The sequence below is a fragment of the Paenibacillus sp. CB74 genome, from assembly GCF_055687625.1.
Genome location: NZ_CM146009.1, coordinates 2754876 through 2769157 on the forward strand (window position 1 = coordinate 2754876; position 14282 = coordinate 2769157).

13 protein-coding genes are annotated in these 14282 nt (G+C 45.7%); all 13 read right to left on the minus strand.

Features of this window, described 5'->3' with window-relative positions:
* Positions 1 to 251: 251 nt before the first annotated feature.
* The 13 genes from ACX9NY_RS12125 to ACX9NY_RS12185 all read right to left on the minus strand — a co-directional run bounded on the left by ACX9NY_RS12125 (position 252) and on the right by ACX9NY_RS12185 (position 13865).
* On the minus strand, positions 252 to 743 hold the full coding sequence (locus ACX9NY_RS12125) for a YajQ family cyclic di-GMP-binding protein (RefSeq protein ID WP_253433904.1): 492 nt from the start codon (positions 741 to 743) through the stop codon (positions 252 to 254).
* A 154-nt stretch (positions 744 to 897) separates the two neighbouring features.
* Positions 898 to 1062, minus strand: coding sequence for a hypothetical protein (locus ACX9NY_RS12130; protein WP_167350848.1), 165 nt, complete (start codon positions 1060 to 1062; stop codon positions 898 to 900).
* A 73-nt stretch (positions 1063 to 1135) separates the two neighbouring features.
* Complete coding sequence (locus ACX9NY_RS12135; RefSeq protein ID WP_472478706.1) at positions 1136 to 2197, minus strand: helix-turn-helix domain-containing protein; 1062 nt, start codon at positions 2195 to 2197, stop codon at positions 1136 to 1138.
* Between the two features lie 66 nt (positions 2198 to 2263).
* On the minus strand, positions 2264 to 3031 hold the full coding sequence (locus ACX9NY_RS12140) for a DUF3388 domain-containing protein (protein WP_036609270.1): 768 nt from the start codon (positions 3029 to 3031) through the stop codon (positions 2264 to 2266).
* Between the two features lie 197 nt (positions 3032 to 3228).
* On the minus strand, positions 3229 to 3492 hold the full coding sequence (locus ACX9NY_RS12145; protein ID WP_017689119.1) for a DUF3243 domain-containing protein: 264 nt from the start codon (positions 3490 to 3492) through the stop codon (positions 3229 to 3231).
* Between the two features lie 163 nt (positions 3493 to 3655).
* The gene (gene ymfI / locus ACX9NY_RS12150; RefSeq protein WP_253433898.1) at positions 3656 to 4426 is read right to left on the minus strand and encodes an elongation factor P 5-aminopentanone reductase; all 771 of its coding nucleotides are present in this window, start codon (positions 4424 to 4426) and stop codon (positions 3656 to 3658) included.
* A 1-nt stretch (position 4427) separates the two neighbouring features.
* Complete coding sequence (gene yfmH / locus ACX9NY_RS12155; protein WP_472478707.1) at positions 4428 to 5708, minus strand: EF-P 5-aminopentanol modification-associated protein YfmH; 1281 nt, start codon at positions 5706 to 5708, stop codon at positions 4428 to 4430.
* A gap of 3 nt (positions 5709 to 5711) precedes the next feature.
* Positions 5712 to 6992 (minus strand): EF-P 5-aminopentanol modification-associated protein YfmF, encoded by a 1281-nt coding sequence (gene yfmF / locus ACX9NY_RS12160; protein WP_472478708.1) that lies wholly within the window; start codon positions 6990 to 6992, stop codon positions 5712 to 5714.
* Positions 6993 to 7118: 126 nt separating this feature from the next.
* Positions 7119 to 7949 (minus strand): spore cortex-lytic enzyme, encoded by an 831-nt coding sequence (gene sleB / locus ACX9NY_RS12165; protein WP_339260469.1) that lies wholly within the window; start codon positions 7947 to 7949, stop codon positions 7119 to 7121.
* Positions 7950 to 8135: 186 nt separating this feature from the next.
* The gene (locus ACX9NY_RS12170) at positions 8136 to 10874 is read right to left on the minus strand and encodes an FtsK/SpoIIIE family DNA translocase (RefSeq protein WP_472478709.1); all 2739 of its coding nucleotides are present in this window, start codon (positions 10872 to 10874) and stop codon (positions 8136 to 8138) included.
* Between the two features lie 90 nt (positions 10875 to 10964).
* Positions 10965 to 11195: a YlzJ-like family protein gene (locus ACX9NY_RS12175; protein ID WP_036609282.1), complete on the minus strand. Its 231-nt coding sequence runs from the start codon at positions 11193 to 11195 to the stop codon at positions 10965 to 10967.
* Positions 11192 to 11965, minus strand: a complete 774-nt coding sequence (locus ACX9NY_RS12180; protein ID WP_339241658.1) for a ClpP family protease — start codon at positions 11963 to 11965, stop codon at positions 11192 to 11194. Before ACX9NY_RS12180 ends, ACX9NY_RS12175 begins: the two co-directional genes overlap by 4 nt.
* A gap of 220 nt (positions 11966 to 12185) precedes the next feature.
* On the minus strand, positions 12186 to 13865 hold the full coding sequence (locus ACX9NY_RS12185; protein WP_062833839.1) for a ribonuclease J: 1680 nt from the start codon (positions 13863 to 13865) through the stop codon (positions 12186 to 12188).
* Positions 13866 to 14282: the final 417 nt, after the last annotated feature.

A 14282-nucleotide genomic window follows, 5' to 3' on the forward strand; every position in this document is an offset into this window, starting at 1 on the left:
ATGAAATGTACAGTTTCAATGTCAATCCATATTAACATGATCCCACTATGTAGAAACGCAAAAAATAAAGTCAACCGCTCAAAAGCAAAACCGCTTTAAACGTTCCGGTGACTTCCAGAAGATGTACTGCTTTTCACAAAGTCAGCAAACGATGAGGACTGGACTTGATGCATGACTGCCAGCAATGCACACTTAGTATAATATACGCCTAATACCATGTCAAAAAACACTTCTGCTACAAGAAGGTCTTATTACTTGAAATTTGTATATTGCAAATCCAGAGGCAGGTTGGCACCATTTAACAGCTGCATGACTGCTTGCAAATCATTTTTACTCTTACCCGTTACCCGTAGCTGGTCTCCCTGAATCTGACTCTTCACTTTCAACTTGGAATCCCGAATCAGAATATTGATTTTTTTGGCGATGTCCTGATCAATCCCCTGTTTAAAATTCAAGCGCTGGCGGACAGTACCAGAAGATGCTGGCTCTACCTTTGCGTAATCAATGTTTTTCAATGGTAGACCACGCTTCGCCATTTTGGATTGAAGTACGTCAATGACAGCCTTAAGTTTGGTCTCATCATCAGATACGATTGTTAACGCATCCTTATCCAGTTTCAGGCTGCTCTTGCTGCCCTTGAAGTCATAACGAGTGCCAATTTCCTTCTCGGTTTGTGTAACAGCATTTGTCAGTTCCTGCAAGTCCATTTTGGACACGATATCAAATGAATTTTCTGAACTCAAAACAGTCACCCTTTCAGTTAATCATATGTTCTGTAACATTATAGAGGATACCCCAAGCAAAAGTCTAATTTCAAGATGTTCTATACAAAGAAAAAAGCATTTTTGGCTTCCACCTGAAGTGGCTGCCAAAAATGCTTACTGGTCCAGCTTCCAACTAATAGCGGCTGCGGTTGGGCTGTCTGAACATATCGAGCACACCCAAAAGCACATGTGCAAGTCCAAACCCCAATATTCCGTAACCCCAAGCACTTGGAGTCAGATAATAACCCAGGAGGCTGACAATGATCCCTAAACCCGTTACGATCCAGCTGACTGTCACAGCCATCCACCTCACTTCACCAAAAGTTAACTGCAAGTTAAGACACAGTTATTGTCTCCTGCAGTTGACCGGGTTATTCGCTACCAGTGGTACCCTCTGTACTGTCCGTTGAACCATTTTCAGCACCTGTGGAAGTAGCAGTATTGCCAGTGTCTTCACCAAGCTTCAAACGGATCCGATTGGTTGCCTTACCATCCGTTACAACTTGCCCGCCAACCTCAATCGTGGTCGCTGCAGCGTAACCGGACTTAATGTACATGCCTGCACTATCCAGCTCAAAAGTATAGCTGTCGCCTTCGGCTGTGTTACCATACTCCAACTTCTCTCCGCTGGAGTTCTCGCCCTTGTATACTTCCAGCCAGCTATGACCTGTGGCTTTGATCGTAACCGTTACAGGTTTGCCTGTACTTCCGTTAACTTTGAAGTTCGTAATATTGCCTGACTTCCCATCTTCTGCAACCGTTACAGCAGACGATGAATTATCTGTCGGTTCTTCCTGATTTTCTCCCGTCTGACCGTCTGTTTGGCCATCAGTTTGACCATCAGTTTGACCATCCGTCTGTCCTTCCGTGTCCGTTCCGCCACCGTTACCGCCAGCGTCGCCTTCACCCTTACCATCAGTGCCTGAGTCTGTTGCAGGCGGATTAGATGCCTGTCCGTTATCGGCAGGCTGATCCGGTTTATCTTCAGGCTGTTGTTGACTGTCTGTAATTTTGACCGAATCAAGTCCTTGATTATCCGTTTCATCACCATTGTTATACACCACGTATACATACAACAGTACTACGATCAAAACAGGGAATGTCCACATCAGTGCGACAGACATCCATCGATTACTACGCTCAACCGGACGGCTGGAACGCTTCTGTATTACCGGTTCCATCGTTGCTTCCGCCTCTTCTGCCGGTACGTCTTTTTTGTGTCCCTCCAGCAGCTCATCAGGGTTCAGTCCAACGGTCTCCGCATAGGTTTTAATGAAAGCACGCACATAGAAGCTACCCGGCAGCACTTTATAGTCTCCTGCTTCTATGGCCTCCAGATACCTCTTGCGAATTTTTGTCATTTCCTGTACATCGTCAAGACTCATCCCTTTTTGCAGCCGGGCCTCTCTTAACTGCTGACCCAGTTCAGACATGCCATCTCCTCCTTATGTTTATCTCATGAGTTGTTGCTAATCTATTCCATGATTCCGTACGGAGCCTTATAGTTCGTCGGTATAGCTTGCCGTAAACGTATCATAAATAATTTCTTCATTTGGAATATTGCGCAATTCAATAATAATATCAAAATCATTAAAATCATATTCGGATTCCTGCACAAAAATATCCGGATGTTCGATAACCTTTGTACTTGGCATCGACATAATATCCTGCAACAAATTGTAATGCCGCTCACTGGAACGAATCGTACTTACAATTCCATCAATGATGAAAACATTGTTCGGGTTCAATTCGTCTTCGGACATTTGACTTCTTATCGTCTGACGAAGAAGTGTGGAGGAAACAAAAGTCCATCGCTTCATCGCACATACGCTGCCCGCAATAATGGACTCCGTTTTACCAACACGAGGCATTCCGCGCAAACCGATGACCTGATTGCCTTCCCTCTTAAATACTTCACCCAAAAAGTCCACAAGTAACCCAAGTTCATCTCGTGTGAAACGAAATGTCTTGCGATCATCCGAGTCACGGTCAATATATCTGCCATGACGCACAGCCAAAATATCCACCAATTTAGGTTGACGCAAAGCCGATACGGTGATGCTGTTGACTTTGCCAAGCATTTCACCAAGCAAACGGATTTTCTCATCATCATCCGATTCAAGCAGCATACCTCGCGTTTTGCCTTCCACACCGTTAATGGTCAATATATTCACTTCAAGCATCCCCAGCATAGAGGCAATATCGCCTAACAAACCGGGTCTGTTCTTATGTATTTTATATTCCATGTACCATTGTTTAGATTCCATTTCAACACCCCGTAATGCATTATTCCACATTATTCGACAGCAACAGAACGTGTCCACTGGACAGCAAACTGAGACATCTTCTAAAAATGGGTCACGTTAATGATATATAAAATGAAAATGAATTACAAGAACAGCTCTGTAATCCGTTTGTAATCATTAGAGAAAAGCCCCCTTGCGGGAGCTCTTCATCTGTAATCTTATGCGTTTTGTTTGGCCAATTTGACCATCAGGCACGCGATCGTACGACGCTCATCTGCATCGCCGACATCCCATAACTCTTTCAATGCCCGGTTGGAATGGTTCGCCGGATCGACTTTCTCATCAAGGAAATCGCCGATTTCATACGCAAGTTTGTTGATGGTTTCTTCACTCATCCCCATCTTCTCTGCTTGCAGTACGCGGTCACCCAGGAACTTCTTCCATGTGTCAAAGCTGGAGAGCACTGTTTTTTCTGTTGACATGATAAATCCTCCTTAGATGACGCATGAGATTTAAAATCAACAGTTGTAATATGTGCTTTCGAAGCATTTTATATACGAGCATTTTGAAAATAATCCGGAAGACGGATGCTTCTCGGCCAACCTTCACTTGTTTCGTTCATAGCCACTCAAGTTTACTTGCTGCTTACGTTAACCAACCGCCATTTGGACTGATAATCTGCCCATTGATATACCCCGATTCAGGGAGGGCGAGAAAATAAACCAGTGATGAGATTTCATCAGGTTGAGCAAGTCTTCCTGCCGGAATTTCCTCTTCCAGCATCTTCAGTTCACTCTGATCCAGATGGTTCAACATGGATGTCTGAACGGCGCCAGGAGCCACAGCATTTACGGTTACTCCGGAAGGTGCGAGTTCTTTTGCAAGTGCCTTGGTGAATGCATTCACCCCGCCCTTGGTTGTGGAATACAGCACCTCGCAAGAGGCACCAGACAGCCCCCAGATCGACGATACATTAATGATTCGACCATACCTTTGGGAGATCATGTGAGGCATCATTTCCTGTGTACACATAAACGTGCCTTTGAGATTAATGGCCATCACTTCATCCCAGATCTCCTCTGTAACATCAGACAACATCCCATAGTGCGAGATTCCTGCATTGTTCACGAGGATATCTGGCATGAGATTGTGTGACTCCAGCTTCTCACGCATACGTTCAATCTGTTCCCGGCTGCGAAGATCCGCAGACACCGTCATGATTCTCCCACTGCCCTGTTCCATGCACCGTCTGGCAGCTTCATTCGCTGCCTCATGCGATTTCATATAGTGTATAACAACATTCATTCCCACTCTGGCGAAACGTTCTGCGATAGCGGCTCCGATGCCACCGCTTGCTCCAGTCACCAGTACAGTCATTTCCCCAATTGCCTTCAATTGTCCTGTTCCCCTCTCCATATCAAGGACTCACGACTAGCGATACAGCCAGTTGATCCCAGCGAATATGCTCTCTCAGTCTGAAATTTACATCTTCCAGTGTAATCGATTCATAGAGCGGAAGCATATTGAAGAAATCACCGCCACGGAATTGCTGACGTGTAAATTCATGCGCAATGTTCTCCGGAGAATTGAGCATACGCAAATATCCGCCTATTTTCTTTTTGCGTGCACGTTCAAAATCCGTGGATTCGAACCCCTTTTCTACAATGGCATCCACTTCTTCACGTATACGTGCCAGCAGTTGATCCGGATCTTTCGTGTCACCACCAATAGCTGAAAACGCATATTGCGGCGAACTGTTATACTCATGTCCAAAGCTGTCCGAGATCAGATCTTCATCATAGAGCTTCTGAAATAATCGTGTGCTTGAACCAAACAAAAGATCCATCATCAGCTGCGTTGTCATATCCCGCCGCAACAATTTTTCTCCAGTAAGTCCAATGTCCGTCTCCTTGAATCCAAAGAGACATTTTGGCAGTGAAACAGCCAGTTTTGCTTCCCGTCTGGCTTCTCCTACTTGCTCTGGCTCCGGTTCGAAGAAACGTTCGATACTCCCCTGTGGCTTATAATCCTTCTGTTCTTGGTTCGAACGAACCATATCAATCACTTCCTGTGGATCTACACCACCTACCACGAATAAGAGCATATTACTGGGGTGATAGAAGGTGTTATAGCACTCATACAACATCTCTTTGGTAATCGTACGAATGGATTCCACCGTTCCTGCAATATCGATATGCACCGGATGTTTCTGATACATGGCCTCAATCAATCCAAAATAAACTCGCCAATCCGGATTGTCAGCATACATGTCAATTTCCTGCCCAATAATGCCTTTTTCCTTTTCCACATTTTGATCCGTGAAGTAAGGATTTTGCACAAAGTCAACTAATGTTTGTATATTTTCATTCACATATTCGGTCGCTGAAAACAAATAAACCGTCTGATCGAAGCTCGTAAATGCGTTAGCTGAGGCACCGTGAGACGCAAATGTTGCAAAAATATCGCCTGTGGGTTCTTCAAACATTTTGTGTTCCAGAAAATGGGCAATTCCATCCGGAACCTTGACTGCTTCCTGTCCCTCAACCTGAAAATGATTATCCACCGATCCATACTTGGTTGCAAACGTAGCATACGTTTTCTGGAATCCCGGTTTAGGCAAAATATAGACATGCAGTCCGTTATCCATTACTTCGTAATATAGTGTCTCCTGCAAATGTTCATACCGAATGCTCTCCACCGACTATTCCTCCTTCTCGTCCCGCAAGAAATAAATCGTATCCAGACGGAACTGTTCTGCCGCCTCACGAACATCTTCCTTGCTAATATGTTCTACCTGAGCTAGCAGTTCTTCAGCCGTTCTCTCTTTGCCAGACAACTGTCGATTGAAATCATAAGCGATCATCTCAAAAGCAGAATCCTGCATCTCCTTAAGCAGGTTACGGATCATTGCTTTGGTCTGGGACATTTCCAGATCACTGATTGTACCGCTTTTCATTTCTTCCAGCTGCTGCTTGATGATCGTGACAGCCTTCTCATAATTAGGGATTTCAATTCCGGATTGAATCGTGGCAATGCCCTTATGTCCGTCATATCGCGAAGAAGCGTAATACGCCAGGCTTTCTTTTTCACGAACATTAACAAACAGTTTGGAATGAGGATACCCACCGAGAATCCCGTTGTACATGAGTGCCGCTGCATACTGAGGATCTCCATAAGTAATCGATGTACGGAGTCCCATATTGAGTTTTCCCTGACTCACATTCAGTCGCTCAACAACGGTCTCTACTTCCTTATCTCCTCGAACTGCCGCCTGTGCCTGGTAATCGGAGGAGGAGGTTCGATCTACATTGAAATGACGTTGAACAAGGTTCTCCACCTCTTCCAGTGTCGTATCCCCTACCACATACAGATCCATACTCGCCTGTTGAAGCCACTCCTGATAAGACGCAGTCAGTGTGTCAGGCTCAATCCCGGGCAGATCCTTTCGCTCACCCAGGGGGTGAAGACGGTACGGCTCGTTCTTGCACATTTCCTCGATACTGCGTTCAGCGGCATACCGCATTTTATCATTTACGATGGACTCCAGCTTTTTCCGAACCGTCTCTCGCTCTGCTTGTACATACGACGTCCTGAAATGTCCATTCTCCTGTGCAGGTCGGGTAAGAACCTCTCCCAGGAAGGCAAATGACCGATCCAGCAGCTGCTCATCGCCTCCAACAAAGGAGTCATTAATGGTATCCATCCGAAACTGTACTATCTGATAATCCCCGCGTTTATAGACGTCAAAACCAAAACCGGCTCCATACAGATGCTCCAGCTGTTCACGAAATTGCGTTGTTTCCGGATAGGACTCCGTCCCGCGTCGTAGTACAAAAGGTGTCAGCGCTACTTTGGTTACTGTATTTTCTCGTAAGGGAACGCCTGCATATAGCGATATAGCAAACGTTTTGAAACGTTTAGTCGGAAGCACATGTATACGAAACTCTCTCTTGCTGCCTCGTTCGAATCCTGATGTATTCAAATGTCAAAACCCCTTTACGGCGTCATTTGTCATGCAATCGTATTACGCTAAATGTAACAACCATTTTAACCCATTCAAAAGGCAAGAAGCAACCGAAGTCACGCCTTCTGGTTGCTTCCAACATCATCACATACAAAAAATATGCTGCCCGATTGTTTTCACCTGTGGACGGGTCCAGATCCATTTGGATGTTGCTGTCTTGGGATTAAAATAATAGAGACAACCACCAGATGGGTCCCAGCCATTCAGGGCCTGCTCAACTGCCTTCTTGGCTTGTGCGTTTGGTTCTAGATAGATCTGTCCGTCCGCTACAGCTGTAAATGCACCGGGTTGAAAAATTACCCCTGAGGGTGTACTCGGAAAGCTTGGGGATTTTACGCGATTCAGAATAACTGCCGCTACTGCGACTTGACCTTCAAACGGTTCACCCCGGGCTTCACCATATACGGCGTTAGCCATAATCTTGAGTTCATTCTCGGAGAGACCGAGTGCATTGGCAGATCCCATATTGTCTTGCTCTTTATCTGCCGTATTGTTGTTGCTTCCTCCACCCCCACCAGAGGATTCCTTGTGTAGCGGCGGTTCTGTTGGCGACCATTTGGTTGACGCATTGTACAGCTTGAGCTTGGTTTCAGCTCCAACCACACCATCTGCCTTCATGCCAAACTCGGATTGAAACCATTTGACGGATTTCAATGTGCTGCTGCCAAAATTACTGTCGATTTTACCATTGTAAAATCCCAGATACTTCAGACGTCCCTGAAGTTCATATACATCCTGACCGTAACTTCCATATTTCACTGTATTGCTGCTAAACGTAGGCAAGGCCTTTTCTTCTACCTGCGGTGTACGCTCGGCTGAACTTTCCGTTGCTGTATTCCCAGGAAGCAAATAACGGATTCCCAATGCGGATATCAGCAAAATAGCAGTGAAAAGCCATAGGTTCATTTTTCGCATCGACTGTGCTCTACCTTTCTCTTGTGGGATTAACAGAATCGCTAAGGTTATTATGACAAGCCTGCTTGTTTCCTATGCACCAAATCATCCGATCTTTGGAGTAGATGGCAAAACTTCAGTCTGCAGAGTATACAAAAAGCCCCCAACCAATAGGTTGAGGGCTTAAACGACCGATGCTCCAAGTCACTATGAGCTTATTTTATTCTGTTGATACTGTTCAAGCGATACCAGCACTTCCCGTGGTTTGCTACCCTCGTAAGGACCGATGACCCCCCGGGCTTCCATGGAGTCAATTAAACGCGCTGCACGTGTGTAACCAACCCGCATACGACGTTGCAATAGGGAGACTGACGCTTGTTTTGCCTCCAAAATAATCTGTACCGCTTGCTCATATAACTCATCCTGTACTTCATCTGCCGCCTGAATGGAATCATCCACTTCAGGTACAATGGACTCATCATACTGCGCTTCACCTTGACCCCGTACATAGTTTACAATATTCTCGACTTCTTCATCGCTCATAAAGGCACCTTGTACACGAACCGGTTTGGATGCACCCATAGGCATGAACAACATGTCTCCACGACCCAACAGCTTCTCAGCCCCACCCATATCCAGAATCGTTCGGGAATCCACTTGTGAAGATACGCCGAAGGCAATTCGAGATGGAATGTTAGCCTTGATTACCCCGGTAATAACGTCAACAGACGGACGTTGGGTGGCAATAATCAGATGGATTCCGGCTGCACGAGCCATCTGAGCGAGTCTTGCAATGGCATCCTCGACATCTCCGGCTGCAACCATCATGAGATCTGCAAGCTCATCCACAATGACAACAATATAAGGCAGAACAGCCGCAGGATTGTCTTTCATCAGATTGTTGTAACCCTCGACGTTACGTGTACCTGATTTGGAGAACAGTTCATATCGTTTCTCCATCTCGACCACAATCTTTTTGAGAGCAAGTGACGCTCGTTTGGGATCAGTTACAACTGGCGCCATCAGATGAGGAATGCCGTTATATACGTTCAACTCAACCATCTTGGGATCGACCATCAGGAACTTCACTTCATCCGGCTTTGCTTTGTACAATATGCTGGTAATAATTCCGTTAATACACACAGACTTACCGGAACCTGTCGCACCCGCGACCAGCAAATGGGGCATGCGAGCCAAGTTACCAATGATTGTCTGTCCGGAGATGTCCCGGCCAAATGCAATGGTCACTTTGGATTCTGCATCCTGGAATGTTGCCGTCTCCATTACTTCACGCATCGTTACAACCGACACCTCGCCATTAGGAACCTCGATACCTATAGCGGACTTCCCGGGAATCGGCGCTTCCATCCGAATATCTTTTGCAGCCAGAGCCAACGCAATGTCATCAGTCAGACTGACAATTCTGCTGACCTTGACACCGATATCAGGCTGAATTTCATATCTTGTAACAGCAGGACCCCGAACCACTTCAAGTACTTTGGCACGAACACCGAAGCTTTCCAGTGTAGCTTCCAGCTTACGCGCTGTCTGCATATAATCCTTCTGGTCGCCTGCCTTACCCGCATTGTTAGGCTTGGCAAGAAGACGGAAGGATGGCAGCTTGTACGGCTTCGGAGGAGGGGGCGGTGGTTTCACTGGTTGCGTGTCCTCCCCTTCAGGAGTTGGAGTATCTGCTCCCAACATTGCATCATTAGGCACTTCTTCTCCACTCTGATGCCCATCCTCAGCATTTAGCTCGTCCATACCTGCACCGGATGCTGACCACTCTGTCTCTACCAGTTCATCCGTTATTTTAATGTCATGTTCGCCCTGTTGAACTACTTTTGGATCAGCGAGATCATCAGGGAAAGGATAAGCATCGTCCAAATCATCTTCAATGCCTGCATCTTCGGCTCTGACATGCTCAAAAAAGTCTCGAATGATCGGCGCTGAGTTAGGTTTGGCCTGAACCGGAACATGTGATGAAGCTGATTTGTTCGCTACGTCTTCGGTTGCATCCTGCCACGTCTCTACATTGTGATCTTGCTCGGCGCGGTATACAATCTGTTCTGTTTCAACTGAATCGACCTCATCCATTTCACGTCCTGATGTCTCTTGCTCTCGATTAGCTCCCCATTTTCCAAAAAGCTGAAAGAATATTGGGGCTTTTCGTTTTGGCAAATGTTGTTCCTCTAATTCATCCTCGTACTCGTCTTCATCATCTTCAACAGGAACAGGTACCACTTTACGAGCGTTACCTTTTTTCCTTCCATCAGAAGTTACAGCTGATCGTGCAGAAGACCGCGATTCCATCTTCTTGTACATCGAACTCCCGGCATCCCAGACCTTGGTTCGGAATATTCGAATCAGATCCACATAAGATAGACTCGTAATCAACATAAAACTGATGACAAACATGACAATCATGATGAGTCTCGCACCCAGACTGCCGAACAGCCACAGGAAAAGAGCGAATTGCCCAGCTCCGAGATAACCACCGCTGATATCCTTGTTAAGCATGGAGTCCCTCTCCCCTGGTACAACAGGGGTTAATAACTCGGTTTGCATATCATTATGTACCTGTGTAATCACAGCACCAGGCTCAAGCGCACCAACCGGAATGAGCTTCTGGTGCATTGCGGAGACGGTACTCATCAGGGTTAAGGCAAAGACCAGCAATACCAGTCCTGTTTTGCGTGTGGTCCAGCCACTCGGCCATTTCCGGTGAATCATCACCATGAGACCATAATAAATACCAACAAGCGGAATCGCAAAATAAAACTTACCAAGCATCAGTCCGAACATCTTGGAAAGCGAACGTCCAACGGTGGCTTCACCCGATAATGCTATGACAGCAAGGGTAATAAGCACAATTCCGTAAATTTCATATTTTAAAACGCCACTAAAACCAGCGCCCTTTTTTTTCCTCTTTATTCTTCTGGCCAAAATCAGGTCACCCCCAGAAGAATATTATACCATACAAATATAATCCGTACATATGTTCTTTTTCTGCTCAATTTGTCTGAATTCGTCGCGTTATGCTGATCCCAAGTTACCCGAAAGCGGAATGGTCGAACCGGGCATATTGGCAGGATTAAGATAGGCTTCGAGTGGACAATCCAGCAAACGTACAATAACGGCTTCATTGTCATTTACAGGCCTCACCTGCATTAATAAACCATTCATCTTGATTTCTCTTGTATCTTCGCCCTCTTTCCACATTCCTGACCAGAGTTGTTCAGGGGGCATCACTGTATATAACGTCATTGGGTATAACCTCCCGCTTGCAGCGTCTGTCTCTTGTCTCCTATGAGCTGATTTAACTGAGCAATGGCTTGCCCAATTCCGCCTACCGCATCCATCAATCCATATTTCACTGCATCCGCGCTTCCTACAGCTGTGCCGATGTCCCGGTTCAACTCACCGGTCTTAAACATCAGTTCTTTGAACATCTCTTCCGAGATATTCGAATGAGACGTCACGAACCGTACAACCCGCTCCTGCATTTTCTCCATATACTCAAACGTCTGAGGTACACCTATGACAAGGCCGTTCATCCGTATGGGATGGATTGTCATCGTTGCACTTCCGGCAATCAGGGAATACGTTGAAGCTACAGCAATCGGCACTCCAATGCTATGTCCGCCTCCAATGACCACAGTGACCGTAGGTTTGCTTAGAGAAGCAATCATCTCTGCAATGGCCAGACCGGCCTCTACATCTCCACCTACCGTGTTCAAAATGATCAGTATACCTTCAATACGCTGATTCTGCTCTGCAGCCACCAGCTGTGGAATGATATGCTCATACTTTGTTGTTTTATTTTGTGGCGGCAATATCAGATGCCCTTCGACCTGTCCAATAATGGTCATACAGAAAATATTTGATTCACCTGCCGGCGACTGTGTCTGCCCGAATTGCTGAATCGTCTCTGTCACGGGCGAGATGTTCTTGTCCTCTTGAATCGGAATCTCTGGCGCTTCAACTTCCGGTTGATTGGATTTTGACGCCTGCTTGCCATTCATACGTTCATTCATTTCATTAATCCCCTTCTCCAGAAACATTTAATGTATTCCTTAGTATGGGGATTTTTCCAGCCGCCTTATACCCGCTACATCCAAATTGCTTACATATTGACCATATTGCTGATCTTCCTGAAAAACGCAAAAAAAGCCCCTTCTCTACGAGGAACCGTCCAATATTACTCGTAGAGAAGGGGCGACTGTGTGCCTGAATATATGTTTTGTTTAGCCTATTTTAAACTTCCATAATGATTGGCAAAATCATCGGTCTACGACGAGTTTGCTCATACAGGAAGCGTCCCAAAGCATCTTTAACATTTGTTTTGAGTGAAGCCCACTCGTTAACGTTCTCACTCATCAACTTCTGCAATGTGCTACTAACGATCCGGTTGGCCTCATCAAGAAGTCCTTCCGATTCACGTACATACACAAATCCGCGAGAGATGATGTCAGGACCGGAAACAATTTTTCCATCCTGTTTGCTCAGTGTAACCACGACAACAAGGATACCATCTTGTGACAACAATTTGCGGTCACGCAGTACAATGTTACCCACATCGCCTACACCCAAGCCGTCGATCAATACGTTACCTGCAGTGACTTTACCTGCTCTACGTGCTGCTCCACCTTGAATTTCAATCACTTCACCGATGTCCGTGATGAAAATGTTTTCCGGTTCAACGCCTACAGATTCAGCAAGAACCGCGTGGCGACGCTGCATACGGAATTCACCGTGAATTGGCAAGAAGAATTTCGGTTTCATCAGGTTGAGCATCAGTTTCAACTCTTCCTGGCTACCGTGACCAGATACGTGAACACCACTGTTAGCACCGCTGTAATGCACGTTAGCGCCCAGACGGAACAGTTCATCAATCGTACGGCCTACATATTTTTCGTTACCTGGAACCGGTGTTGCCGCGATAATGACAGTGTCGCCTGGCAGGATGTCCACTTTACGGTGCGTGGAACGAGCCATACGTGTCAGTGCTGACATTGGCTCTCCTTGACTTCCTGTGCAGAGAATCACGACACGATCTGCAGCCATCTTGCCTACTTCTTCAGGTTCAATGATCATGCCATCCGGAATCTCAAGGTAACCCAGTTCAGAAGCAATACCCACCACATTCACCATGCTGCGTCCAATAACTGCAACTTTACGTCCAGTCACTTCTGCTGCATTGATCACCTGTTGGATACGGTGTACGTTGGAAGCAAATGTCGCTACGACAACACGTTGACTTGCTTTACGGAAGATATCTTCCAGAACGATACCCACATTTTTCTCCGATGGTGTGAATCCAGGTTTCTCAGCGTTCGTACTGTCAGACAACAGCGCAAGCACGCCATTTGTTCCGATCTGTGCCATACGCTGAAGATCTGCATATTGACCATTGACTGGCGTGTGGTCGAATTTGAAGTCACCTGTGTGAACAACTGCACCTTCCGGTGTTTCGACACATACACCAACAGAATCCGGAATACTATGATTAGTAGCGAAGAACGAAGCTTTCAATGCAGTTCCAAGTTGAATCTCGGAATCCGCATCAATCAGAATACGTTTTGTTTCACCTAGCAAATTCGCTTCTTTCAACTTGTTCTCTACAAGTCCAAGCGTAAGTCTTGTTCCGTATACAGGAACATTCAGATGTTTAAGAACATATGGCAGACCACCAATGTGATCCTCATGTCCGTGAGTAAGGATAATTCCTCTTACTTTGTCACGGTTCTCAGTCAGGTAAGAAATGTCAGGGATGACAATATCAATACCAAGCATATCTTCTTCAGGGAATTTCAGACCAGCATCTACGACTACAATGTCGTTGGCGTATTGGATGACGTACATGTTTTTACCAATCTCGCCTACGCCGCCCAAAGCAAAAATCATCAGTTTATCGTTATTATTTTTCTTAGACAAATGAATCTAAACCTCCTATGGTAGTTGGACGTCGTACCTTATTATTTATTGTAAGTTAAGAAAAGTAGTCCATACATCACATACCCACCTATCGGGATGAATGCAAAAGAACACCTTTATTCACGATATTTGGAAGAAGTTCTTCGAAGTTATTCCCTTTTACCAACAAGTTGGAGTTGAAAATTCCCTCTTAGCCGTTCCTTCCTTTTTCACCGCAAAGCCACACCACGAAACGATGTCGCTTTCAATTTCAAAAAAATACCGCACCCAGTCACTTGACATCATTATACATGATTAAAAACAAAAAAAACAAGTCACTCTCTCGTTAACCTGTAGGTTTCCCCTTAGCAATGGAAAAGAAACCTCACATTACTCGTAAAAAAAGAACCGCTGCCTCTATGAAGAGGAGCGGTTCTT